This is a genomic window from Rhodococcus sp. C1 (assembly GCF_020809065.1).
GTDB classification, from domain to species: domain Bacteria; phylum Actinomycetota; class Actinomycetes; order Mycobacteriales; family Mycobacteriaceae; genus Rhodococcus_F; species Rhodococcus_F qingshengii.
Map to the genome: position 1 here is coordinate 2,489,050 of NZ_CP078080.1, position 26,311 is coordinate 2,515,360.

Sequence of the window (26,311 nt, forward strand, 5' to 3'; positions counted from 1 at the left end):
GTTCCGGGCACCGTACAAGAAAATGGTGACAACCGATGACTTCGCTGGTCTATTTTTCCAGCGTGTCGGAGAACACCCACCGATTCGTTCAACGTCTCGGCCTGCCTGCGACACGTATACCTATCCATGACCGTGACGGCTCATTTCGTGTAGACGAGCCCTATGTGCTGATTCTGCCCACCTATGGTGGCGGGGTCACCGTGACAGGGCGCGACACCAGTTATGTACCGAAGCCGGTCATTCGTTTTTTGAACAATCCACACAACAGGTCGTTGATCAGAGCAGTGATCGCGGCGGGAAACACCAATTTCGGTGAGTCCTTTTGCTATGCAGGAAACATCATTTCCCAGAAATGCCACGTTCCTTTTCTGTACCGGTTCGAACTCATGGGCACTGCCGAGGACGTCGACCGGGTACGAGAAGGCTTGGGGGAGTTCTGGAATCATCTCGAAACAGAGAAGGAGCACGGGCAGTGGCGCCAACCATCACTGACACGATCGCGGCAGGAAGCGTAGAGCGTGATGCGCGCGGCGGCGATTCCACCAACGGTCTCGACTACCACGCACTCAATGCCATGCTCAACCTGTACGGCGCCAACGGTGAGATCCAGTTCGAGATGGATGTCGCTGCAGCCCGTCAGTACTTCTTGCAGCACGTCAACCAGAACACCGTGTTCTTCCACAATCTGGACGAGAAGCTGGACTACCTCGTCGAGGAAAACTATTACGAGCCCGAGGTTCTCGATCAGTACTCACGTACTTTCGTGAAGTTCCTGATCGATCACGCGTACGCCAAGAAATTCCGCTTCCCGACGTTCCTGGGTGCATTCAAGTACTACACCTCGTACACGCTCAAGACCTTCGACGGTAAGCGCTACCTCGAGCGTTTCGAAGATCGTGTCTGCATGGTTGCGCTCACCCTGGCCGCAGGCAACGAAGACCTGGCCGTCGAACTCGTCGACGAGATCATCGCCGGACGCTTCCAGCCCGCCACCCCGACGTTCCTGAACTCGGGCAAGAAGCAGCGCGGTGAGCCCGTGTCCTGCTTCCTGCTTCGTATCGAAGACAACATGGAGTCCATCGGTCGCTCCATCAACTCGGCACTGCAGCTGTCCAAGCGCGGTGGCGGAGTTGCCTTGCTGCTCACCAACGTTCGTGAGCACGGCGCCCCGATCAAGAAGATCGAGAACCAGAGTTCGGGTGTCATCCCGATCATGAAGCTTCTCGAGGACTCGTTCTCCTACGCCAACCAGTTGGGTGCGCGTCAGGGCGCCGGTGCTGTGTACCTGCATGCGCACCACCCCGACATCTACCGGTTCCTCGACACCAAGCGTGAGAACGCCGACGAGAAGATCCGTATCAAGACGCTCTCACTCGGCGTCGTGATCCCGGACATCACGTTCGAACTGGCGAAGAAGAACGAGGACATGTACTTGTTCTCGCCGTACGACGTCGAGCGCATCTACGGAGTTCCGTTCTCCGACATCAACGTCTCCGAGAAGTACTACGAGATGGTCGACGACAAGCGAATTCGCAAGTCCAAGATCAAAGCTCGCGAGTTCTTCCAGACCGTCGCCGAATTGCAGTTCGAATCGGGCTACCCCTACATCATGTTCGAGGACACGGTGAACCGGGCAAACCCGATCGAAGGCAAGATCACGCACTCGAACCTGTGCTCGGAGATCCTGCAGGTTTCGACGCCTTCACTGTTCAACGACGACCTGTCCTACTCGAAGGTCGGCAAGGACATCTCCTGCAACCTGGGTTCGCTGAACATCGCGAAGACCATGGACTCGCCCGACTTCGCCAAGACCATCGAAGTGTCGATCCGCGGATTGACGGCAGTGTCCGACCAGACGCACATCTACTCGGTGCCGTCGATCGAGCAGGGCAACAACGACTCTCACGCCATCGGCCTCGGTCAGATGAACCTGCACGGATACCTCGCTCGTGAGCGGATCTTCTACGGCAGCGAAGAAGGCATCGACTTCACGAACATCTACTTCTACACCGTGCTCTTCCACGCACTGCGTGCGTCGAACAAGATCGCCATCGAGCGCGGCTCGTACTTCAAGGGTTTCCCGGAGTCGAAGTACGCCTCGGGTGAATTCTTCGACAAGTACACCGACCAGGCCTGGGAGCCGGCAACCGACAAGGTTCGCGGACTCTTCGCCGATGCGAAGCTGCACATCCCCACCCAGGACGACTGGCGTGAGCTGAAGGCTTCGGTTCAGAAGCACGGTATCTACAACCAGAACCTTCAGGCCGTCCCGCCGACCGGCTCGATCTCGTATATCAACTACTCCACCAGCTCCATCCACCCGGTGGCGTCGAAGATCGAGATCCGCAAGGAAGGCAAGATCGGCCGCGTCTACTACCCGGCGCCCTACCTGACCAACGACAACCTGGAGTACTACCAGGATGCCTACGAAATCGGGTACGAGAAGATCGTCGACACCTATGCTGCCGCAACGCAACACGTCGACCAGGGCCTGTCGCTGACGCTGTTCTTCAAGGACACCGCCACCACTCGCGACATCAACAAGGCGCAGATCTACGCGTGGCGTAAGGGCATCAAGACGCTGTACTACATCCGTCTGCGTCAGATGGCACTCGAAGGCACCGAGGTCGAGGGCTGCGTTTCCTGCATGCTGTAAAGGGCTCCGCCCCCGTGCGCCTTTTCGGTAGTGGTTACTACCGAAAAGGCGCACAGGGGTATCAGGCCGGCGGGCGGCCGGGACCGTGCATCTTGCCGGCGTTCTTCGGCATTCGACCGTGCTCGGTGAGTGCGCGCCGAAGGAGAAACTCGATCTGGGCGTTGGTACTTCGGAGATCGTCGGCGGCCCAGCGGGCGAGGGCGTCGTGTACCGCTGGGTCCAACCGAAGAAGGACCTTCTTACGCTCGGATCGCGGAGCTGGATCCGTGGCCATGTGGCCTTTCCTTTACTGGTAGAGCGAACCGGTGTTGAGCACCGGTTGTGCGTCGCGGTCGCCGCACAGCACGACCAGAAGGTTACTGATCATCGTCGCCTTCCGTTCCTCGTCGAGTTCGACGACGTGCTTTTCCTCGAGCTGCTTGAGTGCCATGTCGACCATGGACACCGCACCTTCGACGATTTGCTTGCGGGCGGCGATCACTGCACCCGCTTGCTGGCGCCGAAGCATCGCGCTGGCGATTTCGGGTGCATACGAGAGCCGGTTGATGCGTGTCTCGATAACTTCGACACCCGCAGCACGTACGCGGGCGTGAACCTCCTCCGACAAGGTGGTGGTGATGATATAGGCGTTCTCGCGCAACGAGACTCGGCCTTCGGCGTCGTACGGGTAGCTACCGGCGATATGGCGGACGGCCGCCTCGGTCTGTACGGAGACGAACTCCTCGTAATCGTCCACCTGGAACGAGGCGAGCGCTGTGTCGGCCACCTGCCAGACGACCACCGCCGAGATCTCGATGGGATTGCCGTCGGCGTCGTTCACTTTCGCCTGACCGGTCTCATGGTTTCGGATGCGCGTCGAGATCGATCGACGGACCGTCAGCGGGTTTGTCCATCGCAGTCCCGGCGTGCGCAAGGTGCCGCTGTACGAGCTTCCGAGAAGTTGCAGAACTCGGGCTTGATTAGGTTGCACCAAGGTCAGGCCCATCAGGAGGGGGAGTGACGCGATGAACAGCACCACTCCGACCGGAATCAGGGCGAAGAGTCCCAGAACTCCGCCAACGACGGACAGCGCGATTCCGGCCAGGAAGAGAAGGACGCCGCCGAGGAGCATCCAGCTGCCGGACAGGTCCCAGCCTGGGCGTTCGGCGATCGTTGTGGTGGCGACACCGGTCGGTTTCTCGGCCACGGTGGGTGTGCTGGTCATGCGAGACTCGCTTTCCATCGGTAAGTGATATTTAATTGATATCACATTTTTTGTACTCGTGGAGGGGCGCGTGCGACACATGTTGTTGTGTTGGCATCGCGAACCCGACACAACGGGTAGTGTTCAGGCAAGCCAACATTCGGCAGTATCTCTCTCGCTAGGTAGGAATTATGGTCAAGCTGGTCAGTCGCGTTTCCGCCATCAACTGGAATCGCGTCCAGGACGAGAAGGACGCCGAGGTATGGGATCGCCTCGTCAGCAACTTCTGGCTGCCCGAAAAGGTGCCGGTCTCCAACGACATCCCGTCCTGGGGAACGCTGACCGCGCAGGAGCAGCAGCTCACCATGCGCGTCTTCACGGGCCTGACGCTGCTCGACACCATCCAGGGAACGGTCGGCGCCGTCAGCCTCATCCCGGACGCGATCACTCCCCACGAAGAAGCGGTGTACACCAACATCGCCTTCATGGAATCGGTGCACGCGAAGAGTTACAGCTCGATCTTCTCGACGCTGTGCTCCACCCCCGACATCGACGACGCGTTCCGCTGGTCGGAGGAGAACCCCAACCTGCAGCGCAAGGCGCAGATCGTTCTCGACTACTACAACGGCGAGTCGCCGCTCAAGCGCAAGGTCGCATCGACGCTCCTCGAGAGCTTCCTCTTCTACTCCGGCTTCTACCTGCCGATGTACTGGTCCTCGCGAGCCAAGCTCACCAACACCGCAGACCTCATCCGCCTCATCATCCGCGACGAGGCCGTGCACGGGTACTACATCGGCTACAAGTACCAGAAGGGCCTCGAACAGCTCACCGAGGCCGAGCGTGAAGAGCTCAAGAACTACACGTTCGAGTTGCTCTTCGAGCTCTACGAGAACGAGGTCGACTACACCCAGGACCTCTACGACGGCGTCGGTCTGACCGAGGATGTCAAGAAGTTCCTGCGCTACAACGCCAACAAGGCGCTCAACAATCTCGGCTACGAAGGCCTCTTCCCGAAGGACGAGACGGACGTCAATCCGGCTATCCTGTCGGCACTTTCACCGAATGCGGACGAGAATCACGACTTCTTCTCCGGCTCGGGTAGCTCCTACGTCATCGGCAAAGCCGTCAACACCGAAGACGACGACTGGGATTTCTAGAGCGACCCGCTCGGGATTTCCAGAGCGACCTACACACCGAAGCCCGACTCCTGCACACGCGGGAATCGGGCTTCGGCCGTGTATTGGGAGCGGACTAGCGCTGAAACCACGCTTCCGGCTTGTCCAGCAACGCTTTTGCGAGGCGCAGACGCGAGGTTTCCGTCATGTCCGAAGGCAGTGCGCTCGGCGCGAACCACGCGACCTCGAGGTTTTCGTCGTCCGCCACGTGTGCATCTCCGCCGGTCCACCTGGCCAGGAAACACACGTCGAGGTACTGAGTCACGTCGCCGTTGGGGTACGTAATGGGCTCTGTGACATCGACACTCGTGATCCGAACCAATTCGGCGTCGACGCCGGTTTCTTCCTTCGCCTCGCGCACCGCCGCCGCCGACGGTTCCTCCCCAGGCTCGAGAACGCCGGACACGACGGCCCACTGACCGTTGTCGGCGCGGCGGGTGAGCAGGACCCGACCGTCGTCGTCGCGGATCACGACGCTCACTCCGGACAGCCAGAGCGGCGCATGACCGACCTTCTCGCGCAAAGCGACAATGAATTCCGGGATCGGCATGATCAGAACCCGACCGTCACAGTTGTGGCGAGCCGCCTCGAATGTGGGAGTTGTGGTTCGTTCCGGTCAGCTCGCATATCCGTTCAAGGTTCCCTTCAAGTCCGCCAATACGGCACGGGCAGCAGTCATCCCGTTTCCGTTCCAGATGTCGTCTTCCGCTACGAACACACGTCGGTCTGTGGCAGCGGCGAGGTCCTGCCACTGGTCGCTCTTCATGATCTCGGTGCCGTAGGTACGGCCGTTCGGCCCGTCGAAGAGGACGTAGATCAAGTCCCCTTCGGCGGCGCTGAGATCGTCGGCCGGAATCGGTGCCGTGGTCGCATCGGTCAATCGCTGCGCCGGTGGGCGCCGGACGCCGACGTCGCTGAGGATCTGTCCGGCGAAGGATGCAGGGCCCTCGATCTGCAGGTCCTTCGAACCGAACCGAACCACTGATGCCTGCGTCTGCGATGCATTCAATGCGTCGCCGAGCTGCACGACGTCCTGCTGGTAGCGGTCGAGCTCCGTCGCAGCCGCGGACGAACGGCCCAGTGCCTGGCCGGCGAGGGCGAACTGCGCTTTCCAGTACACGGGATCCGAGCCCGCGAACACGGTGGGGGCGATGGCGTTGAGTTGCCCGTACAAGCCGTCGGACGCCGGACTGGACCCGAGGATCAAGTCCGGCGCGGCGGCCTTCACGGCGTTGACGTCAGGTGCGCTCACGGGGCCGACACTCGGAATCTCCGAGATGCCGAAACCCAGGTACGACGGTTGAGGTGAGTCGACACCGGTCGCGGCGCCCACTACCCGCTCCCACAGGCCGAGGGCGCACACGGCGTCCATCGAGACGCTGTCGAGGACCACGATCCGTTGGGGATCGGAAGGAACCTCGGTTTCACCCGCAGTGTGTACGACTCGACGCTTCACCCCGGGGCCCGCTCCCGGGTCGGCTTGCGTCGGCGTCGGGCACGCGGTGGCGGTGTCGCGTTCGATGCCCATCACGCCGGCACCGGCGATCGACGTAGTGGTCCGGACGATGGTGCTCGCGGGATCGTCCGACGAGTCGGACGAGCAACCACCGAGGACGAGCATCGTGGCGGCGATCCCCAGGATCGAGACACGACGAACGGACGTGCGGGCGGTCGTGCGTGAGAGAACAGACGTGCGTGAGAGAACAGACAAGTCGACGGCTTCCTGTGTGAGCGGGCGCCGTTCAGGTTAGCTGTTCGACTCAGCTGTTCTGCTTGTCCACCTCGAACGTGTCCGAGAGGTCGTCGAGGATCATGTGCGCGCCCTGGATGCTGACCGGCGACATCCACCGTGAATCGTCCACGTCCACCTTGCGCCCCCTAAGGGTCTGCCACAGCGGGCTCTCGAGGAATGGCTTCGCAGCTTCGGCGCTCTTGCCCTCGGCGTCCTGCCAGGTGCTGATGAAGATGACGTCCGCGTCGGCTTCGTTGATCAGCTCGGGGCTGATCTTCATCATGATGTTGCCGGCATCGGCGGGGTCAGGTCCCTGGTTGTCCGGGCGCTTCAGCCCGGCATCCTGAAGAACGATGCCGCTGAACGAGGTAGTGCGGTAGAGGCGTGCGGTCGGTTCACCGGCGAACCGGACTACCGAGATGACCGGGTTGTTCGCCTTCTCGTTGATTTCCTTGCCGACGGCAGCCGCGCGAGTTTCGTATTCGGAGATTTTCGCCTCGGCCAGCGATTCCTTGCCCAGCGCTTGACCGACTACACGGATGTTGTCCTTCCACGTCGGACCGGTTGTCTGGGTGAAGACGGTGGGCGCGATTGCGGAGAGCTGCTCGTAGTTCTTCCCGTCGCGGACCTCGGCGGAGATGATGAGGTCCGGCTGCAGTGCGGCGATCTTCTCGAGGCTTGCACTGCTGACCGTCCCGACCGAGACTGCGTCCGGGGCGAATTCCTCTCGGGAGGATCCGAGGTAGTCGGGCAGACCGGGCTCGCGGTAGTCGACGTAGCCGACGAGCGGGGATTCGAGGAGAAGGACGGCGTCGGTGAAGCTGTTGTCGAGCGCGACGATCCGCTGGGGTGCGGCCGGGATTTCGGTGCTTCCGCGGAAGTGCTCGACGGTACGGGGAAATGCGCCCGACTCGGTCGAGTTGGTGTTTGCAGCGGGCTCGTCGTTACTCGAGCACGCTGGAACGACCAAGGCGATCGAAGCTGCGACCGCTACCAGCGCGGCCCGGCGGGGAAAGAATTTCACTGATTGGCTCCTGAGATGAGTTAGGCGAGGGTGACCTTATCAGTGGAGGGGTTGGCCGAAAACGGACACCGACCGAATTCTTCGACGCGCACGACACGCCGATTCGGAAGTGGGTTCGGACTCCCGGGGGAACATAAACCGCAGGTCGTTCGTTCGGTGCCGTGAAAAACGGATGCTCGAGTACGACGCAGAGTAGGACCGGGTCGCGGTGCCTCGGAGTCACGGTCTACGATTCGATGAGCGCAAGCCAGAAGCCGTTGTCCGCAGCCCGGGCGACGGACCCTGCGGGCGCAACCAAGGGCTCTTTGACGGAGTCTGCGGAGCGACCAAAGGCACATTCAGGAGGATCAGTGACTGCCGTAGCGCCCCAGCCAGTCCCCACGATAGCGCCGGCCAGGCCTTACCCGCCGCGGCAGGGACCCAAGGGCTCATTCATTTTCAAGATGATCACGACCACCGATCCCAAGGTGCTCGGAATCATGTACTTGGCGACTTCCATCGCCTTCTTCCTCATCGGTGGCCTCATGGCACTGATGATGCGTGCCGAACTTGCTGTACCCGGCATGCAGTTCCTTTCCAACGAACAGTTCAACCAGCTGTTCACCATGCACGGCACGATCATGCTGCTGCTGTACGCGACCCCGATCGTCTTCGGCTTCGCGAACTACATTCTTCCGCTCCAGATCGGTGCACCTGACGTCGCGTTCCCGCGTCTGAACGCGTTCAGCTACTGGCTGTACCTGTTCGGCGCGATCATCACGACGGCCGGATTCGTCACGCCCGGTGGCGCAGCAGACTTCGGTTGGACGGCATACACGCCGCTGACCAGCGCGCTGCACAGCCCCGGCGTCGGCGCCGACCTGTGGGTCTTGGGTCTGGCTGTCGCCGGCCTCGGCACCATCCTCGGTGGCGTCAACATGGTCACCACCGTGATTTGCCTGCGCGCACCCGGTATGACCATGTTCCGCATGCCGATCTTCACCTGGAACATCTTCATCACCAGCATCCTGATCCTGCTGGCGTTCCCGCTGCTGACCGCTGCATTCATGGGCCTGTTCGTCGACCGCCATCTCGGTGGGCACATCTTCGACCCGGCAACGGGCGGTGTGCTCCTGTGGCAGCACCTGTTCTGGTTCTTCGGTCACCCCGAGGTGTACATCATCGCGCTGCCGTTCTTCGGCATCGTCTCGGAGATCTTCCCGGTCTTCAGCCGTAAGCCGATCTTCGGCTACAGCGGCCTGGTGTACGCAACATTGGCCATCGCCGCTCTGTCGATCGCGGTGTGGGCCCACCACATGTACGCAACCGGCGCTGTTCTCCTGCCGTACTTCTCGTTCATGACGTTCCTGATCGCCGTGCCGACAGGTGTGAAGATCTTCAACTGGATCGGCACGATGTGGAAGGGGCAGTTGACCTTCGAATCGCCGATGCTGTTCTCGATCGGCTTCCTGATCACCTTCCTCTTCGGTGGTCTGTCGGGTGTCATCCTCGCGAGCCCGCCGCTCGACTTCCACGTCACGGACAGCTACTTCGTCGTCGCCCACTTCCACTACGTGGTCTTCGGTACGGTCGTGTTCGCCACGTACGCCGGTATCTACTTCTGGTTCCCGAAGATGACCGGTCGCATGATGGACGAGCGCCTCGGCAAGTGGCACTTCTGGACCACGTTCGTCGGTTTCCACGGCACGTTCCTCGTTCAGCACTGGCTCGGTGCCGAAGGTATGCCGCGTCGTTACGCCGACTACCTGCCCTCGGACGGGTTCACGGTTCTGAACTCGGTGTCCACGATCTTTGCCTTCGTACTCGGTGCCTCGACGCTTCCGTTCATCTGGAACGTCTTCAAGAGCTACCGCTACGGCGAGGTTGTCACCGTCGACGATCCGTGGGGTTACGGAAACTCGCTGGAGTGGGCAACCACCTGCCCGCCGCCGCGTCACAACTTCACCGAGTTGCCGCGCATCCGTAGCGAGCGTCCGGCGTTCGAGCTGCACTACCCGCACATGGTGGAGCGGATGCGCGCGGAAGCGCACGTCGGCCCCGGCCACGGCGGGAAGAACGCCAGCACCGTGCTCGAAGATGCTCGTCACGAGCCGCTCACGGTCGGGGACGAAGGCGACCCCGGAACCGACAGCCGCTCCTGAGCGAAGTAACACACTGAAGTAATCAGCGAAGGCCCCGCCCGAGTAACGGGTGGGGCCTTTCGCTTGGCACAATAGTGACGATCAAGACGCGAACGAAGAAACGATCGGAGTTTTCGGTGGGTGCCTCTGACACCACTGTTCTGGTGACTGTGACCGGGCCGGACCGCCCTGGCGTCACCTCGGTACTGTTCGCGGCGCTGTCGCGGCACGATGTGCGTCTACTCGACGTGGAGCAGGTGGTGATTCGAGGTCGACTGACACTCGGTGTCATGGTTGCCTGCCCGAACGATCCCGAAGCGCTTCAGGAAGAACTCGAACAGGCGATGGCGACGGTCGGAATGAACGTCGACATCGAAATCGGTGCCGATCCCGGACGGCCCGCGGTGTCCACCCACGCGGTCGTTGTTCTCGGTAGCCCGGTCAATGCTCGCGCAATGCGATCGGTTGCACGCGAACTCGCGAAGCAGGGCGCAAACATCGATTCCATCCGTGGTGTCGCCGACTATCCGGTCACCGGCCTCGAACTCAGCGTCAGCGCGGCCGATACGGCGGACGGCGACGCGAAGCTGCGCACCGGACTCGCCGAGGTCGCCGCTCTCGAAAACGTCGACATCGCGGTCGAGCGCGCAGGACTGGCTCGCCGGGCCAAGCGTCTGATCGTGTTCGACGTGGACTCGACGCTCGTCCAGGGCGAGGTCATCGAGATGCTCGCCGCGAAGGCCGGCGTCGAGGACGAGGTCCGCGCCGTCACCGAAGCTGCGATGCGCGGCGAGATCGACTTCACCGAATCACTGCACCAGCGTGTGGCGACACTCGCCGGTCTCGACGCCTCCGTCATCGACGAGGTGGCAGAGAGCATCGAACTGACGCCGGGTGCGCGAACCACGATTCGCACCCTGCGCCGTCTCGGATTCCACTGCGGCGTGGTGTCGGGTGGCTTCCGGCAGGTCATCGAAGGCCTCGCACACGAACTCGAACTGGACTTCGTGCACGCCAACACCCTCGAAATCGTCGACGGCAAGCTGACCGGACGTGTGATCGGTGAAATCGTCGACCGCGCCGCGAAGGCCGTTGCGCTGCGCAAGTTCGCCGATCAGGTCGGTGTGCCGATGGAACAGACCGTCGCCGTCGGTGACGGTGCCAACGACATCGACATGCTCAACGCCGCGGGCCTGGGCGTGGCGTTCAACGCCAAGCCTGCGTTGCGGGAGGTCGCAGATGCTGCGTTGTCGCATCCCTTCCTCGACGCTGTGCTGTTCATTCTCGGTGTGACCCGCGACGAGGTCGAGGCTGCGGACGCCGTCGACGGTGGCGTGCGACGCGTACCGATTCCATGAGTTCCGATCCAGCATTCAGTTCCGATCCAGCTGTGATGTCCGGCCCCGATTCGCGCTGGCGCGAGCGCCACGCGGTGCTGGCCGCTGGGTACGGAGGGCGAGACGATCCCGCGGATCCGGCGCTGGTGTTGGCGATGCCGATCGTTCTGCACATTCCGAAGGCAGACCCGCCCAAGCGCACCGCACTGCTCGAGGCTGCGGCAACGGCGGCTGTGGCGCTGTGTCTGGACGAACGCGTCGGGTTCACCGAAGACGGGGAACCCGGCCCCTGGCACGAGGACTATTCGGCGTGGGTGGGTGCCCGGATTCGGAAGGTGTCTCGTCGAGCGCGAGGAGCGCAGTGGCTCGCCGCGCAGGAGGTACCGGGAATCACCGTCGATGTGGATGGCGCGCAGGCGCGGGCTCTGGTTCCCGGGCCGGTCGGAGAACTGGACCCGCGAATCAAGAAGTTGCAGATCGGTGGGACCGATCTCGAGCACGACGAGCCTGGCCCGCCGGAGCCTGGTCTTCCTGTGCTGTGGATCGACTCGGCGCTCGAGATGACGGTAGGCAAGGCGTCGGCACAGGTCGGGCATGCCTCGATGTTGTTGGCGGCGGCCATGTCCGAGAAACAGTGCTGGGCCTGGGCGCAGAACGACTTTCGCTGCTCGGTGCGCGACGCGAGCCCGGAACAGTGGGCCGAAGCAGTAGTTCGGCTGAAGAAGTCGGAGGCCGTCGCGGTTCGTGACGCTGGTTTCACGGAAGTGGCACCAGGCTCCATGACAGTCATCGCGGTTCCGTAGAGACGCAACCGACCAGTCCAGTATCGGCAACTTGGCTATGGATGAACAGTCCAGTGGCCATCAAGATGGTCGGGTGTTGATACGGAGATTCGCCTCGCTGTTCGTTGGTCTGTGGTTGTACGGCTTCTCGATGGCCATGATGATCACAGCCGGTCTTGGTCTGGATCCCTGGGATGTGTTCCATCAGGGCGTGGCCGAGCATGTTTCGCTCAGTTTCGGCGTGATCACTGCGATTACCGGTGCGGTGGTACTGCTGCTCTGGATTCCGATCCGTCAGCGGCCGGGATTCGGAACGGTCGCCAATGTCGTTGTAATTGCCATCTCGGTGGATACCTCACTGGCCTTCTTGCCGGTCTTTGATTCCATGCCAGTTCGAGCCATGATCATGGTCGCGGGAATCCTCCTCAACGGACTGGCCAGCGTTCTCTACATCGGCGCGGGCATGGGGCCGGGCCCCCGCGACGGATTGATGACCGGACTGGTCGCTCGCACAGGTCTGTCGGTCAGGCTCGTGCGTACCAGCATCGAGATCGCGGTCCTCACGACCGGATGGCTCCTCGGTGGAACCGTCGGCGTCGGAACAGTGTTGTACGCCTTCGGGATCGGACCGACCATTCAATTCCTCATCAAGGTGCTGCCGGATTCCATGACAGCAGCGGTGACCGGAGGACGTGTCACGGAACGTAAGGCCAAGACCGTGGGGCCGGTCAGCGAAATCTCGGTGCCGACGGGAACTTCGGCCGTGGAGGCAGGTTCTCCGGTGGGTGACGCCGAATCGAACGATGCAGTCAAGGTGCCGTCGAACCATTCCGGAGTGCCGACGGTGACCTGAACCGGTCCACCGGAATGCAGGATCAGGAGCCAACTGTCGTCACCGAGTGGGCGCCCGGTTCGAGTGTGAGACCGAACGTCGGCTCCGTCGATCCAGGCCTGCAGCGTTCGGTGACTCTCGTCGTACCATGCGGTGTCGTCGAACTCGACGCCGGCAGCGTCGAACCAGACGAGGTCCGGGTGCTCCAGTCTTCTTCTGCCTTCGAAGAATTCGGGCTGACGCAACGCCGGTGCCGTTCGGCGTAATCCGAACGCTCGGGAGACGAACTGCACCAACGACTGATCGGCCGCCGTCCAGTCCAGGGCCCACGAATCGGCTGGGGAGGCAAGTGTGGGAACACAATACGCGTTGTTGTTTCCGCCGAGACTGTGGCCGAACTCGTCTCCGGCGGTGAGCATCGGTGTGCCTGTCGACAGCACGAGCGTGGCCAGTAGCGCCCGTACATGACGTGCCCTGGCGTCCTGAATCTCGGGATCGGTGCTCGGGCCTTCGATTCCGTGGTTGAACGAATCGTTGTGATCGGCGCCGTCACGATTGTCTTCACCGTTGGCTTCGTTGTGCTTGTGGTTGTACGCGACCAGATCGGCGGCGGTGAACCCGTCGTGCGCTGTGACGAAGTTGATCGACGCCCAGGGGCGACGGCCGCTGCCGGCAAAGATGTCCTCGGAACCGGCGAGGCGCGACGCGACCTTCCGGACGCTGGATCCGCCGTTCCAGAACTGGCGAATGGTGCTGCGGTACTTGTCGTTCCATTCCGACCACTGGAGTCCGAAGTTTCCGACCTGGTAACCGTCTGCAGTGGCATCCCACGGTTCGGCGATGAGCTTGCACCGAGTCAGTACCGGATCGGAGGAGATGGCGGACAGGATGGACGCCCGCTGGTCGAAGCCTCCGCCGCGCGGCCTACCCAACGCGCTCGCAAGATCGAATCGGAAGCCGTCGACACCCATTTCGGTGGCCCAGTAACGGAGGCTGTCGGTGATCATGCGGACGGCGATGGGGGAGCAGGCGTCGACCGTGTTGCCGCACCCGGTCAGGTCGATGTCGCGGCCGTCGCCGTCGAGAAGGTAATAGCCGGGGCCGTCCAAACCTCGCCAGCTGACACTGATTCCGTCGACACTCTGCTCGCAGGTGTGGTTGTAGACGACGTCGAGGACGACCTCGATGCCTGCCGCGTGTAATGCGTCGACCATGATCCGGAACTCGGTGACTTCGCCGCCCGGAGTTGCCGCGTATCCGGGATGCGGGGCGAAGTACGACGCCGTCGAGTATCCCCAGTGGTTGCGCATCCCTCGCTCGCGGACGCTCTGTTCGGTCAGAAATGCCTGTACGGGAAGCAGTTCCACGGCAGTGACGCCGAGTGAGACGAGGTGATCGATCACGGCCGGTGCCGTCAGGCCGAGGTACGTTCCGCGGTGGGCGGCGGGTACTCCTGGATGACTGGCGGTGTACGCGCCCACATGCAGTTCGTAGATGACGCTTTCCTCCCACGGCGTCTCGAGGCGGGCTCCGGCGGGCGCGAGGCCGGGAGTCACCACGGACAGCGGCACGTGGCCGAGCGAGTCGACCGTCGACGGGTCGCCGAAGGGATCGTCGGCGTACGACAGGAGGGCACGGTGATCACCGAGATCCCCCTCGATGCGGCGCGCCCACGGATCGAGGAGCAGCTTGTGTGGATTAAGTCTCAGCCCGGCGCGCGGATTCCACGGGCCGGACGCCCGAATTCCGTAACGCTGCCCCGCACCGATCCCGGAGATGATTCCGTGCCAGATTCCGTACGTGTGTTGCCGAAGTTCGACGCGATCTTCGTTTCCGTCCTGGTCGATCAGGCAGATCTGGACGCTCGACGCAGCTGGGGCGTGGACCGCGAACTGGGTTCCGGAGTCCACGATGTGGGCGCCGAGTGGGAACGGAGACCCGGGCGTCGGGGTGTGAGTTTCGATGAGAGGCGACACGCAAGATGATCCTGCCGTGAACGGCCGGAGAATGTGCGGGAAGATGTTCGGGTGCCGCTACCTGATCCAGATCTGCTCATCGATTTCGACAACGTACTCATCCGTCGGGGAGGGTCCACTCTCGTGGGGCCCGTCACCTGGAAAGTGGAGCTGGACGAGCGATGGGTGGTGCTCGGACCCAACGGTGCCGGCAAGACCTCGCTGCTGCGCATCGCGGCCGGTGAGACTTTCCCGACCAGTGGTTCTGCCCACCTCCTTGGCGAAGTTCTCGGCAAGGTCGACGTCAACGAGTTGCGCCCGCGAATCGGTTTGTCCTCGTCGTCGTTGGCGAACCGCGTGCCCGGCGACGAGAAGGTCAGCGACCTCGTCGTGTCGGCGGGCTACGCCGTTCTCGGTCGGTGGCGCGAGGAGTACGAATCCATGGACACCTCGCGCGCTGTGGAGATGCTCGAAAGCCTCGGCGCCGAGCACCTGGCGGATCGGACGTACGGGACGCTTTCCGAAGGCGAGCGCAAGCGCGTCCTCATCGCGCGAGCCTTGATGACCGATCCCGAACTTCTTCTCCTGGACGAGCCCGCCGCCGGGCTCGATCTCGGTGGACGTGAGGAACTTGTGGCTAGACTCGCCGAACTGGCTGCCGATCCGGACGCCCCGGCTACCGTTCTGATCACCCATCACGTCGAGGAAATCCCGCCGGGATTCACCCACGCACTCCTTCTCAAGGAAGGGGAGGTCGTCTCTCAGGGCCTTCTGGACGACGTCATCACCGCCGAAAATCTGAGCGCGGCATTCAGCCAGTCCATCAGCCTCGACAAGGCGGACGGCCGATACTTCGCGCGCCGCGCGAGACCGTCCGGAGCTCATCGCGCGTGAGCTTCAGTGGGACCTGAAATGCGTCCCAGATCACAGATCGCGTAGGTTCGCGAAGCATGGCTAACGAGAATACAAACGCTGTCCCCGAGCCCAAGGATGCGTCGACCGTCATCTTGGTGCGCGATGCCGAATCCGGGATCGAGATCTTCCTGCTTCAACGAGTACAAGGGATGGCGTTTGCCGGGGGCATGACGGTATTCCCCGGCGGCGGCGTCGACAAGTCCGATGCGACGGCCGAGGTCGAGTGGGCCGGGCCGTCGGTCGAGTGGTGGGCCGAGCGGTTCAGCACGGATGTTGCTCGGGCGAAGGCTCTCGTCTTGGCTGCGGTGCGGGAAACTTTCGAGGAGTGCGGTGTCCTGCTGGCCGGCCCCACGGCTGACACGGTCGTCGCGGACACGGCCGGCTATGCACAGGACCGAGTAGCTCTCGAAAAGCACGAGCTGTCGTTCAGCGATTTCCTGAAGAAGGAGAACCTGGTCCTGCGAACGGATCTGCTGCGGCCGTGGGCGAACTGGATCACGCCGGTGGGCGAGACCCGCCGCTACGACACGCGCTTCTTCGTCGCAGCGTCACCGACCGGACAGATCGCGGACGGCGTCACCTCCGAGGCCGCCGAGGTTCGTTGGCAGAGCCCGCAGGACGCGCTGGCGCATTGGCGGGAGGGTGGCAGCATCCTGTTGCCGCCGACGTGGAGTCAGCTGACCGAATTGGCCAAGTTCAGTTCGGTGGCGGAGATACTCGCAGCCGAGCCGGAGATTCCCGTCATCCTGCCTACGTTGATCACCGACGAGGAAACGCTGCGCGTCGAGTTCCCGAACCAGGACGGTTACTACGTCGCCGGGCCGCATCCGTGGTCGGTCAAGGCGGCAAAGTAACCTCTCGACCATGGCTGAATTTGTGACTCTCGAGGTTTCCGAAGGCATCGGCACCATCCGTCTGGCGCGTCCGCCCATGAACGCTCTGAACCGTCAGGTTCAGGACGAGTTGGCTGCTGCCGCACACGCTGCGACCGTCGACAAGGCAGTCAAGGCCGTCATCGTCTACGGCGGCGAGAAAGTCTTCGCAGCAGGTGCAGACGTCAAGGAAATGGCCGAGATGGATTACGGCCAGATCCGTGACGCGATCGGTGGCATGCAGGCCGGGCTCGGCGCCGTGGCGTCCATCCCGAAGCCGACCGTTGCCGCGATCACCGGATACGCACTCGGTGGTGGACTCGAAGTTGCACTCTCGGCCGATCGCCGGATCGTCGGAGACAACGCCAAGCTCGGAGTTCCGGAGATTCTGCTCGGAATCATTCCCGGTGGCGGCGGAACGCAGCGCCTGGCTCGTCTGATCGGTCCGGCAAAGGCCAAGGATCTGGTCTTCACCGGCCGTTTCGTCGTGGCTGACGAGGCGTTGGCCATCGGTCTGGTCGACGAGGTCGTCGCTCCCGACGACGTGTACACCGCCGCTCGCACGTGGGCCTCGCAGTTCGTCGGGGGAGCGTCACGTGCGTTGGCTGCTGCCAAGGCAGCCATCGACGAGGGTCTGAACACCGACCTGGAATCCGGGCTCAAGATCGAGCAGCATCTGTTCGCCGGATTGTTCGCGACCAAGGATCAGGCGATCGGCATGGAGTCGTTCATCGCGAACGGTCCGGGCAAGGCCGAGTTCACGGGCGAGTAGGCTCCCCTAAACTAGAACTTGTTCATCTCTTACCAGCGAGTAGGATAGCCGCCATGACAGCCAGCCCGAATGACGACGCAACCGTCACGCCGCCCGCCGCTACCGACACCTCGGTAGTCGACCCCGCGCCGCGGCCGCACGCCACGGCCGAAGAGGTCGAGGCCGCTCGTAAGGACACCAAGCTCGCCCAGGTGCTCTACCACGACTGGGAAGCCGAAACCTACGACGACAAGTGGTCCATCTCGTACGACGAGCGCTGCATCGACTACGCACGTGGTCGTTTCGACGCCGTCGCGGGCGATCAGCCGCTCCCGTACGAGCGCGCGCTCGAACTCGGTTGCGGCACCGGATTCTTCCTCCTGAACCTGATGCAGGGTGGAGTCGCCAAGACCGGTTCGGTCACCGACCTCTCGCCCGGCATGGTCAAGGTCGCACTGCGCAATGCCGAAAGCCTCGGCCTTCCGGTCGACGGCCGTGTTGCCGATGCCGAGACCATTCCGTACGAGGACAACACCTTCGACCTGGTGGTCGGCCACGCCGTGCTGCACCACATTCCGGACGTCGAGAAGTCGCTGCGTGAGGTCCTTCGTGTCCTCAAGCCCGGCGGACGTTTCGTCTTCGCCGGTGAGCCCACCACTGTCGGCAACTTCTACGCCCGCTGGCTCGGCCGCGCGACGTGGGAAGCAACCACACGCGTGACCAAGCTGCCGTTCCTCGCAGACTGGCGTCGTCCGCAAGAGGAACTCGACGAGTCTTCTCGTGCAGCAGCTCTCGAAGCTGTCGTCGACATCCACACGTTCGACCCCACCGACCTCGAGAACATGGCGAAGTCTGCGGGCGCCGATCAGGTCCACGCTGCCACCGAGGAATTCGCCGCGGCGCTTCTCGGCTGGCCTGTCCGTACCTTCGAAGCGGCTGTTCCGCCGGAGAAGCTCGGTTGGGGCTGGGGGCGTTTCGCTTTCGGTGGTTGGAAGACACTCAGCTGGGTCGACGAGAAGGTGCTCCGCCACGTCGTTCCTCGCGGATTCTTCTACAACGTCATGATCACCGGCGTGAAGCCCGGCAACTGAATTGGGTTATGACTTCACCCTCGGCGACGTCGACTATCTCGGAAGTGATTCCGGCGTAGCTGCCTTGGCCGAGGTGGATCAGCTCGAACTGTCCACGCGTACGCGTCTGGCCGACATCGGCCGGGCGCGTACGCGTTTCCGTGATCACATGCCTGCGCTCGTGGACACCGTCCTGCTTCGACGTAAAGCCGCCGCCAAACTGCCGGGCAGTGAGCAATGGTTGTTCACGGACGACGCGATGCAACAAGCCACTCCCGGCGTTGTCGCGGCCCACCGCGCGCAGCGTCTGATCGGGCGCGACGTCCACGACGTGACGTGCTCCATCGGCGCCGAACTGCATGCCTTGACCGGAGTTGCGCATCGCGTGATCGGCAGCGACATCGATTCCGTTCGCCTGGCGATGGCACAGCGCAATGTGCCGAGCGCAGCGTTGCTGCGGGCCGACGCGCTCCGCCCGACGACACGCGACACCGTCGTACTGGCAGACCCCGCACGGCGATCGGGCGGTCGCCGCACTCACGATCCGGCAGCGTTGATGCCACCTCTACCGGACCTCATCGAGGCGTACTCCGGCCGTGATCTCGCGGTGAAGTGTGCTCCCGGACTCGATTTCGACAATCTGGGCTGGGACGGGGAAGTCGAGGTCGTCTCGCTCGACGGCGGCGTCAAGGAAGCCTGCCTGTGGTCGACGGGGCTGGCCGAGTCCGGCGTCACGCGTCGAGCTTCGGTGCTTCGCTCTGACGGGAGCGGATGGGCGATCACCGACGCCGAGGACGACGTGATTCCGGAGCAAGCGCCGGGGGAGTGGATCATCGACCCGGACGGAGCGGTGGTACGCGCGGGCCTCGTGCGCCACTACGCGGCCAGACACGGCCTCTGGCAGCTCGATCCACGCATCGCTTATCTGACCGGTGACAGCGTCCCTGAGGGAGTTCGCGGATTCCGGATCCTCGAGCAGATCAAGTACTCCGAGAAACTGCTCAAACAGACACTGTCCAAGCGGGACTGCGGTGTGGCCGAAATCCTGGTGCGAGGAGTCGACGTGGACCCGGCAGTGCTGCGTCCACGGCTCAAGCTAAAGGGCTCGCTTGCGCTGAGCGTCGTGATCGTGCGGATCGGGCGATCGGCGTCGGCCTTCATCTGTGAGGCATCCCGCTAGCTCACTTGAAGACGAACAGCTCACCGATTGCGCTGGGCGTCAACACTTCGCCCTTGGGGCCGATCGAGGTGCCGACGGTGAAGCCGACTGCTCCCGGCAACGTGTCCTGATCCACCGTCTCACCGGTTTCGGTGTCGAAGGTGATCAGGCTCAGTCCGTTCTCACCCTCGCGGACGACGGTGTATCCGGTGTTGCCGGCGGTCTGCGCCGGAACGCCCAGTTGCAGAAGGTCTTTACGTTCCCAGGCCAGTTCGGCGTGATCTCCCTCGTCGCGCACGGCAAGGAGGTGGCCCTTGTCGCCGCCGGCGGGAATGATCAAACCGTCGTCGGACGTCGAGGCACTACCGGCCGAGTTGAAGCCGATGTCGTAACTCCACCTGGTGTCACCGGTTTCAGCGTTCACTGCCCAGAGAGATCCGTTGTTGTCGGTGGCGTAGACGGTCTTGCCGTCCTTCGACAGGTCCGGGCTCGACGCCGTTCCACCGGGAAGCGCGTCGGTGGACCACTCGCGGGTGATGGACGGATTGTCGCCGCCCGTGTACTTCATGGCGACCAGATCGGCTGCCTGAGAACTGGGTCCGTAGAAGGTGAAGTAGAACTTGCCGGTGCCCAGGTCCACTGCCGGGGTATTGGCCACCGGGCAGCCGGACGTGCCGAGGAAGCACTCGTTCAAACCCTTGTTGTCGGGAATGAGTTCTGCATTCGCGCCCTGGTCGATCGACGGCGGCGGGATCAGGTCGAACGACGGAACCACTTTTGCGCCGGTCTGCGGGTCGAGCACGTTGATCTGACCCAATTGGGTGATGAACAACAGGTTTCCGTCGCCGGTGAACTGTGACGAGAGAGGAGTGCCCACAACGAGCGTGCGCCAACGCAATTGACCAGTCTCGGTGAAGGACATCATCGCGCCGCTCTCGCCGACGTAGACATTGGTGGCCGTGTCGACCATGGGTGTGGACGCGACTACTCCGTCGTTGAGTCGAGCGCACCACTTCTTGCGACCCGTATCCATCTGGAACGAGAAGAGATTGCAGCCGTTCTCGGTGCGGGCGGTGACGAAGCTCTGGCCGTTCGCGGCCACCGAGGCGTACGCGGCAACCGGACCGCCGAGAGGGCGTGACCATGCGAACTCGACATCGCGTGATCCGGTGACCGGGCTCGTGTCGCTGTTGCGGGCGTCGGCATGCATGGCCGGCCAACCCGCCGACGCGTACCGGTCCACCCGTCCGTCGTCGCTGCCGCAACCGGCGATCAGGGCCGCAGCGATCGCCGTCGACACCATCACGGACGACCGTAGGACCCGCCGCATCACAATCTCCCTGCCTTCACTTGATCAAGAGCCCTCGGTAACTGCACAAGCCCGGACCAGAGACTATCCCGACCGGGGCAACGTGACGGGGCACACCCCGAGGGTCGGTGAGTCGGCCCCACGTAGGCTGAACACTCATGACGAGCATGTGGGGCGCACCGTTGCGCACTCGATGGCGGGGATCACGCCGAGGCGACAGCGATCAGGCCAAGTTCTTGACGGTCGATTCCCTCAAATGGGTTCTGGCGAACAAGGCGTACACACCCTGGTATCTGGTGCGGTACTACCGTCTCGCCAAGTTCAAGATGGCCAACCCGCACGTGATCCTGCGCGGCATGGTGTTCCTCGGCAAGAACGTCGAAATCCATTCCACCCCCGACCTGTCCCGCCTCGAGATCGGGCGCTGGGTGCACATCGGTGACGGCAACGCGATCCGCTGCCACGAAGGCTCGCTGCGCATCGGCGACAAGGTCGTCTTCGGCAAGGACAACGTCGTCAACACGTACCTCGACATCGAAATCGGTGCGTCGACGCTCGTAGCCGACTGGTGCTACATCTGCGACTTCGACCACCGCATGGACGACATCAACACACCGATCAAGGACCAGGGCATCGTCAAGGGCCCCGTCCGTATCGGCCCGGACACGTGGGTGGCAGCGAAGGTCACCGTGCTGCGAAATACTCGCGTCGGACGCGGTTGTGTCCTCGGGGCGCACGCCGTCGTCAAAGGCGACATCCCGGACTACAGCATCGCGGTCGGCTCGCCCGCGAAGGCGGTCAAGAACCGCAAGTCCGATTGGGAAGCCGGCGCTGCCGATCGCGCGAAGTACATCGCGGCGCTCGAAGACATCGCGCGCAAGAAGGCCGCCGCGGACGCTGCCGACGCGTCGTCGACGTCGTAGCTCACTTTTTGGCAGAACCAGCGATTACTTTCGGCGCCGCAACCGGTCTGTATCGGTATCGGCGCCGAAAGTCTGCGCCGGTGAAAGGAGTGCCGACATGAGCGAACAGACACCCGAATGGGTCGTGGCGCAGCGCCGCGAACTGGTGGGATTTCTCGAAGGCCTGAGCACGGAGCAGTGGAACGCGCCGACCCTGTGCGAGGGGTGGCGGGTCCGCGAAGTGATCGCGCACATCACCATGCCCTACCGATACTCGGCGCCGCGATTCGTCGTGGAAATGGTCAAGTCACGCGGAAACTTCAACAGGATGTCGAACCGGCGAGCGCTCGCCGATGCGTCGGAAGTCGGTGAGCGACAACTGCTTGCCTCGCTTCGCGACAACGTTGCACACCCGTGGAAGCCACCAGGCGGCGGCTTCGAGGGTGCGCTCTCGCACGACGTGATCCACGGTCAGGACATTCGCGTGGCACTCGGCGACGATTACGTGGTGCCCGAAGACCGGCTCACTCGTGTGCTCAGCGGACTCTCGCCCAAAACCGTGAAGTATTTCGGAACTGACCTCGACGGCGCTCGGCTGCGCGCCGACGACCGAGACTGGACGTACGGTGCCGGCGCCGAGGTTCACGGGGCGGCGCAGGATCTCCTGCTCGTGCTGTGCGGCCGGATGCTGCCACCAGGCCATCTGCTCGGGGATGCGAGTTCTCGTTTCACCGCGCCACTCCCGACCCCCTGAGATCAGCACAAAGCGAGCTCAGCGACCGGGCAGCGGACGCTCGGGGATCTGCGGACGGGCCAACGGCTGTCGCACCCGACGCTTCGCGCCCGCGTAGACGTGAGCAGTCTCCTCGGCGACCTGATGCCAGTCGAAGTCCGATGTCAGGCGTGCGCGGGCGGCCACTGCCCGTTCCTGTGCCCCGGCGGGATCGTCGAGTACCTCGCGGACAGCCGAGGTGAGCCCGGCGATGTCGCCCGGTTGGAAGGACATCCCCGTCACCCCGTCGACGACGGCTTCGCCCAGTCCGCCTGCGGTGGACGTGATCAGCGGAGTGCCGGCCGCCGCCGCTTCGAGGGCGATGATTCCGAACGGCTCGTAGCGCGACGGCAGGACGATGGCGTCCGCTCCGTGCAGCCAGCTGAGCAGTTCCGTGTGATCGAGGTTGCCGAGAAAGTCCACCGCCCGCGCGACGCGATGCGTGCGTGCCTGTTGGTAGAGCCAGGTGAACTGGGTGCCTTCGCCCGCGATCGCGAGGGTCGTGCCGGGGTGGCTACGACGGATTCGGGGGAGTGCTGCGATGGCGTCCTGCACGCCCTTCTCGTATTCCAGGCGGCCGACGAAGAGGAGTTTCGGTGGTCCGGATCGCGGTCCACGTTCGCGAAAGTTCCACGTGGTCACGTCGATTCCGTTGCGGATGACGGTGATCGGCGGCAGCGTCGGGCCGTAGAGCTCGGTCACTTCTTCCTGCATGGACGCCGAACAGGTTATGAGAGAGTCGGATTCGTTTGCCAGCCACCACTCGACGGAGTGGACCTGGCGGTTGATGCGTCCGGAGATCCAACCGCTGTGGCGACCCGCCTCGGTGGCGTGAAGTGTGGAAACCAGTGGGACATCATAGAATTCGGCCAGGGCGATCGCCGGATGTGCGACCAGCCAGTCGTGCGCGTGCACGACGTCGGGCTGCCAGCCCTCGCCCACTCCTGGCTTGTGCAGCGCCATCCCGGCACGGACCATCGCGTGACCCATCGCGAGGGTCCACGCGAGCATGTCCTCGCCGAAGACGAAGTGCGCGGGGTCCTCGGCGACTGCGACGACAAGGACGCCCTCGGAAATGTGCGTGATCGTCGGGTGCGTCGACGCATCCGTGCCGGAGGGGCGGCGTGAGAGCACCACGACCTCGTGGCCCGCCGCTGCCAATTCGGTGGCGAGATGGTGGACGTGTCGACCGAGCCCGCCGACGACGACCGGTGGGTACTCCCACGAGACGATGAGAATTTTCACGACGGACTCAGTTCTGTGTCAGGTAGACGGCGAGCATCCAGTCCCGGGAACAACCCGTCGGCGCGATTCCAGCCTTCGGCGAGTCGCACCGCGACGGAATCGCGGCCGGAAACCAGCGCTTCGGAGATTTCCCTGGTCGCATGGGCGTGCTTGTGCGCACGTTCGCGGGCGTACCCCGCGGCCGAATCCTTGCTCACCATGAATGCCCAATCGCTCGAAACTGTCATCAGTGTCTCGCGAAGTATCTGATCGTTGACGCGGTTTCGCAGTTCCGGTCGTCCGGGTGCGTTGTCGCGTCCGCGAGACTTGTCCACGGTGCCGAGCGCGGTCTCCACCACTTCGGAGTTCAGTTGCACCAGGTCGGACACCTGATCGCCGGCCCAGACACGCCAGTCCTTACCCGATCCCCAGGACGAATCCTCGAGTTGAACGGGTTCGCCGACGTATCCCGATGCCTTGGCGTCGGCGAGGGTGCCGACGCGAATTCCGGCCTCGGGAAGCGCGCGCAGGAGTTTTTCGAGCCACTGCGGACCTTCGTGCCACCAGTGCCCGAACAGTTCGGTGTCGAAAGCTGCGACCACCAGGGCGTCGCGGCCGATGCGGGTGGATTCACTGCGCAGACGCGCGCGAACGGTTTCGACGAAGTCGGCAACATGCTTGTCGACGGCGGCCGCAGCGAGTTCGGGGTCGTACGGCAACTTGTCGGCGGAGTCGACGGTCCGTCCGGTGACCCGCGACGGCTTGAGACCCGTCTCGTGGTCGTAGGTGTGGAAGTCGCGGTAGGCGGCGTGACCCGGATATCCGGACTTGGGGGACCAGACGCGGTAGCTGACCTGCAGGTCGCGGCCGAATGCGACCACGTCGGATTCTCGAACCGGGCGGCCGAGGGATGTGTCGCCGCGCAAGGCGGGGCCGTCGACCATGAAGTGGGTGACGCCCGCTTCGGCGTACCCGCGCTCCATGCCCGGGGTGTACCCGCACTCGGGTCCCCAGATCCCGGTCGGAGTGTGATTCCACCGGGCATGCGCGTCGGCGAGACCTTCGCGGAGGGAGAACGCCCGCAAGCGAGGATCGAGCAGCGGTTGGAACGGGTGGGCCAGCGGCCCGCCGAGAAGCTCGAAGGCCTCGCGATCGATGAGGTCGCGGAACACCGGTGAGGCGCCGTGCTGCCAGTGAGTCTCGAAATCTGCGAGAGCGGCAGCTGACGCCCGGTGTTCGCGCGCGCCGAGTTCGCGGTGCGCCGCGTCCGGCATGCCGGCAGCCTCGTGGGCGCGGATCTGCCAGTTGCCGAGCCAGTGATGCATCCCGGCGAGGCAGTGGGGATCGTCCAACTGGGCCGCGAGTACGGGCGTGATTCCCAGCGTCAGCAGGTGCGATCGGCCCTCGTCGGCCAGGCGTCGTAGCGCGGCGGCGAGCGGAATGTACGACGCAGCCCAGGACTGGTAGATCCATTCCTCGCCGACGGGCCATCTGCCGTGGTTGGCGAGCCACGGCAGATGGGAGTGCAGAACCAGGGCGAACATCCCCGGTTCGGTGACGGGTGTTGCGTTACTCACTCGCCGGTTTCCTTCACGGCAATAGCGACGAGGTCGAGGCTGTCGTCGATGTCGGGTTCGCTGATGCTGAAGTCGTCGACGGTGATGCCCTCGACGTCGCGGGTGAGATCTTCCGGCCAGGGCTCGCCGGCCAACGCGCGGTCGATCTGCGCATTGATGAACGATCCGCCGTGCTTGGCGTCGAGTTCCTTCAGGCGCGAACCGTGGTGGACGCCGGTCATCAACTGAACGCGGAATCCGGCGTCTTCGAGCAATTCGGTCATTTCGGAGGCGTTGAGCTCACGAGTGTGGAAAGGGTTGAGCGGCGTGTCGCGGCCGGGGGAGAAGGTGATCCGGTTGGGGGTGCTGATGAGAAGTTCACCGCCGGGAGCGAGAACTCGGAAGCATTCGCGCAGGAACTGACCCTGATCCCACAGGTGCTCGATCACCTGGAAATTGACGACGACGTCAACCGAGTTGTCCGCCAGTGGAAGCTCGGCGAGGTTGCCGTGGAGCATCTCGACGCGGGGGTAGCGGGCACGGACGTGCTCGACCGCGGAGATGTCGTAGTCGAGGCCGGTAACCTTTGTTGCGACGTCCGCAATCATGTTGGCGCCGTAGCCTTCTCCGGAACCGGCCTCGAGGACTCGGCGGTCCGTGCAGCGCTCCAGAAGTGCGCGGTACACCACTTCGTGGCGTCGGAACCAGTAGTTCTCCTCGGGGATTCCTGGCACGGTTCGTTCGCCCGTCAAGGGCAGGGGTGCGTCCTCGTGGTTGCTGACACTCGTTTCACTCACCCGTGCGAGATTAGTGCCATCCGAGTAGAACGTGTTCGCCGTGGTCCAGATCACTGCTGTCAATTCCTGTTCGTGCCGTTATGGTGGACGAGGTTCCACGTTAAGTTACCCACCGGTAACTTAACGTGGGGTAATCTAACGCACAGCCGACGTGAACCGAGAAATTCGCCCGTAGGGAGACCTGTCGG

The 26,311-nt window shown here is 63.4% G+C and carries 23 protein-coding genes and 1 pseudogene; 14 read left to right on the forward strand and 10 right to left on the reverse strand.

Annotation, left to right across the window (positions count from 1 at the left end; translation table 11 throughout):
* The first annotated feature begins 35 nt into the window (after window positions 1-35).
* Complete coding sequence (gene nrdI / locus KTR60_RS11495) at window positions 36-515, forward strand: class Ib ribonucleoside-diphosphate reductase assembly flavoprotein NrdI (RefSeq protein ID WP_003944767.1); 480 nt, start codon at window positions 36-38, stop codon at window positions 513-515.
* Entirely contained in the window at window positions 473-2,656 is a 2,184-nt protein-coding gene (nrdE, locus tag KTR60_RS11500) for a class 1b ribonucleoside-diphosphate reductase subunit alpha (RefSeq protein ID WP_003944756.1), read from the forward strand. Before nrdI ends, nrdE begins: the two co-directional genes overlap by 43 nt.
* Window positions 2,657-2,717: 61 nt before the next feature.
* Here nrdE and KTR60_RS11505 read toward each other — a convergent pair whose 3' ends face one another.
* Both KTR60_RS11505 and KTR60_RS11510 read right to left on the reverse strand, forming a co-directional pair.
* Entirely contained in the window at window positions 2,718-2,930 is a 213-nt protein-coding gene (locus KTR60_RS11505) for a hypothetical protein (RefSeq protein ID WP_161121278.1), read from the reverse strand.
* 12 nt (window positions 2,931-2,942) lie between these two features.
* A complete protein-coding gene (locus tag KTR60_RS11510) occupies window positions 2,943-3,860 on the reverse strand; it encodes an SPFH domain-containing protein (RefSeq protein WP_202427213.1) in 918 nt (305 codons plus the stop codon).
* A gap of 170 nt (window positions 3,861-4,030) precedes the next feature.
* Between KTR60_RS11510 and nrdF the strand changes: the two genes are divergently transcribed.
* Complete coding sequence (gene nrdF, locus KTR60_RS11515) at window positions 4,031-4,996, forward strand: class 1b ribonucleoside-diphosphate reductase subunit beta (protein ID WP_003944744.1); 966 nt, start codon at window positions 4,031-4,033, stop codon at window positions 4,994-4,996.
* 94 nt (window positions 4,997-5,090) lie between these two features.
* On the opposite strand, the gene KTR60_RS11520 is transcribed toward nrdF, so the two are convergent.
* The 3 genes from KTR60_RS11520 to KTR60_RS11530 form a co-directional block, all read right to left on the reverse strand.
* Window positions 5,091-5,564 (reverse strand): NUDIX hydrolase, encoded by a 474-nt coding sequence (locus KTR60_RS11520; protein WP_007736052.1) that lies wholly within the window; start codon window positions 5,562-5,564, stop codon window positions 5,091-5,093.
* A 66-nt stretch (window positions 5,565-5,630) separates the two neighbouring features.
* Window positions 5,631-6,725: an iron-siderophore ABC transporter substrate-binding protein gene (locus KTR60_RS11525; protein WP_228402160.1), complete on the reverse strand. Its 1,095-nt coding sequence runs from the start codon at window positions 6,723-6,725 to the stop codon at window positions 5,631-5,633.
* Between the two features lie 49 nt (window positions 6,726-6,774).
* A complete protein-coding gene (locus tag KTR60_RS11530; RefSeq protein ID WP_054187778.1) occupies window positions 6,775-7,770 on the reverse strand; it encodes an ABC transporter substrate-binding protein in 996 nt (331 codons plus the stop codon).
* A 350-nt stretch (window positions 7,771-8,120) separates the two neighbouring features.
* On the opposite strand from KTR60_RS11530, the gene ctaD reads away from it, so the two are divergent.
* From ctaD to KTR60_RS11550, 4 genes are all read left to right on the forward strand, one after another.
* Window positions 8,121-9,911, forward strand: coding sequence for a cytochrome c oxidase subunit I (gene ctaD, locus KTR60_RS11535; protein WP_020907234.1), 1,791 nt, complete (start codon window positions 8,121-8,123; stop codon window positions 9,909-9,911).
* A gap of 116 nt (window positions 9,912-10,027) precedes the next feature.
* Window positions 10,028-11,248, forward strand: a complete 1,221-nt coding sequence (gene serB / locus KTR60_RS11540) for a phosphoserine phosphatase SerB (RefSeq protein WP_003944761.1) — start codon at window positions 10,028-10,030, stop codon at window positions 11,246-11,248.
* The gene (locus KTR60_RS11545) at window positions 11,245-12,030 is read left to right on the forward strand and encodes a peptidyl-tRNA hydrolase (protein WP_063836273.1); all 786 of its coding nucleotides are present in this window, start codon (window positions 11,245-11,247) and stop codon (window positions 12,028-12,030) included. Before serB ends, KTR60_RS11545 begins: the two co-directional genes overlap by 4 nt.
* 37 nt (window positions 12,031-12,067) lie before the next feature.
* A complete protein-coding gene (locus KTR60_RS11550; RefSeq protein WP_251014174.1) occupies window positions 12,068-12,862 on the forward strand; it encodes a YczE/YyaS/YitT family protein in 795 nt (264 codons plus the stop codon).
* Here the strand turns inward: KTR60_RS11550 and glgX are convergent.
* A pseudogene (gene glgX, locus KTR60_RS11555) lies at window positions 12,775-14,817 on the reverse strand (glycogen debranching protein GlgX); the annotation flags it as partial. The gene KTR60_RS11550 and the pseudogene glgX overlap by 88 nt on opposite strands.
* Before the next feature lie 51 nt (window positions 14,818-14,868).
* Here glgX and KTR60_RS11560 point away from each other — a divergent pair.
* The 5 genes from KTR60_RS11560 to KTR60_RS11580 are packed head-to-tail and all read left to right on the forward strand — an operon-like array spanning window position 14,869 to window position 19,584.
* Window positions 14,869-15,690, forward strand: coding sequence for an ABC transporter ATP-binding protein (locus tag KTR60_RS11560; protein WP_003944728.1), 822 nt, complete (start codon window positions 14,869-14,871; stop codon window positions 15,688-15,690).
* A gap of 56 nt (window positions 15,691-15,746) precedes the next feature.
* Entirely contained in the window at window positions 15,747-16,565 is an 819-nt protein-coding gene (locus KTR60_RS11565) for an NUDIX hydrolase (protein ID WP_029255094.1), read from the forward strand.
* A gap of 10 nt (window positions 16,566-16,575) precedes the next feature.
* Window positions 16,576-17,355 carry an enoyl-CoA hydratase/isomerase family protein gene (locus KTR60_RS11570; RefSeq protein ID WP_208689638.1) on the forward strand — a complete coding sequence of 260 codons (780 nt, stop codon included), beginning with the start codon at window positions 16,576-16,578 and terminating at the stop codon, window positions 17,353-17,355.
* A 53-nt stretch (window positions 17,356-17,408) separates the two neighbouring features.
* Window positions 17,409-18,425, forward strand: a complete 1,017-nt coding sequence (locus KTR60_RS11575; RefSeq protein WP_003944733.1) for a class I SAM-dependent methyltransferase — start codon at window positions 17,409-17,411, stop codon at window positions 18,423-18,425.
* A 1-nt stretch (window position 18,426) separates the two neighbouring features.
* A complete protein-coding gene (locus KTR60_RS11580) occupies window positions 18,427-19,584 on the forward strand; it encodes a THUMP-like domain-containing protein (protein ID WP_208689637.1) in 1,158 nt (385 codons plus the stop codon).
* Between the two features lies 1 nt (window position 19,585).
* On the opposite strand, the gene KTR60_RS11585 is transcribed toward KTR60_RS11580, so the two are convergent.
* Entirely contained in the window at window positions 19,586-20,893 is a 1,308-nt protein-coding gene (locus KTR60_RS11585) for a PQQ-binding-like beta-propeller repeat protein (protein WP_228402162.1), read from the reverse strand.
* 137 nt (window positions 20,894-21,030) lie between these two features.
* On the opposite strand from KTR60_RS11585, the gene KTR60_RS11590 reads away from it, so the two are divergent.
* Together KTR60_RS11590 and KTR60_RS11595 are read left to right on the forward strand one after the other, a co-directional pair.
* Window positions 21,031-21,795 (forward strand): acyltransferase, encoded by a 765-nt coding sequence (locus tag KTR60_RS11590; protein WP_003944741.1) that lies wholly within the window; start codon window positions 21,031-21,033, stop codon window positions 21,793-21,795.
* A gap of 97 nt (window positions 21,796-21,892) precedes the next feature.
* Complete coding sequence (locus KTR60_RS11595; RefSeq protein ID WP_228402163.1) at window positions 21,893-22,528, forward strand: maleylpyruvate isomerase family mycothiol-dependent enzyme; 636 nt, start codon at window positions 21,893-21,895, stop codon at window positions 22,526-22,528.
* A gap of 18 nt (window positions 22,529-22,546) precedes the next feature.
* Here KTR60_RS11595 and KTR60_RS11600 read toward each other — a convergent pair whose 3' ends face one another.
* From KTR60_RS11600 to KTR60_RS11610, 3 genes are read right to left on the reverse strand one after another with little or no spacing between them, the layout of a single operon-like run.
* Window positions 22,547-23,791 carry a glycosyltransferase family 4 protein gene (locus KTR60_RS11600; protein ID WP_003944732.1) on the reverse strand — a complete coding sequence of 415 codons (1,245 nt, stop codon included), beginning with the start codon at window positions 23,789-23,791 and terminating at the stop codon, window positions 22,547-22,549.
* The gene (locus tag KTR60_RS11605; protein WP_208690657.1) at window positions 23,788-25,314 is read right to left on the reverse strand and encodes a glycoside hydrolase family 57 protein; all 1,527 of its coding nucleotides are present in this window, start codon (window positions 25,312-25,314) and stop codon (window positions 23,788-23,790) included. Before KTR60_RS11605 ends, KTR60_RS11600 begins: the two co-directional genes overlap by 4 nt.
* A 29-nt stretch (window positions 25,315-25,343) precedes the next feature.
* Window positions 25,344-26,123, reverse strand: a complete 780-nt coding sequence (locus KTR60_RS11610) for a class I SAM-dependent methyltransferase (protein WP_042451468.1) — start codon at window positions 26,121-26,123, stop codon at window positions 25,344-25,346.
* Window positions 26,124-26,311: the final 188 nt, after the last annotated feature.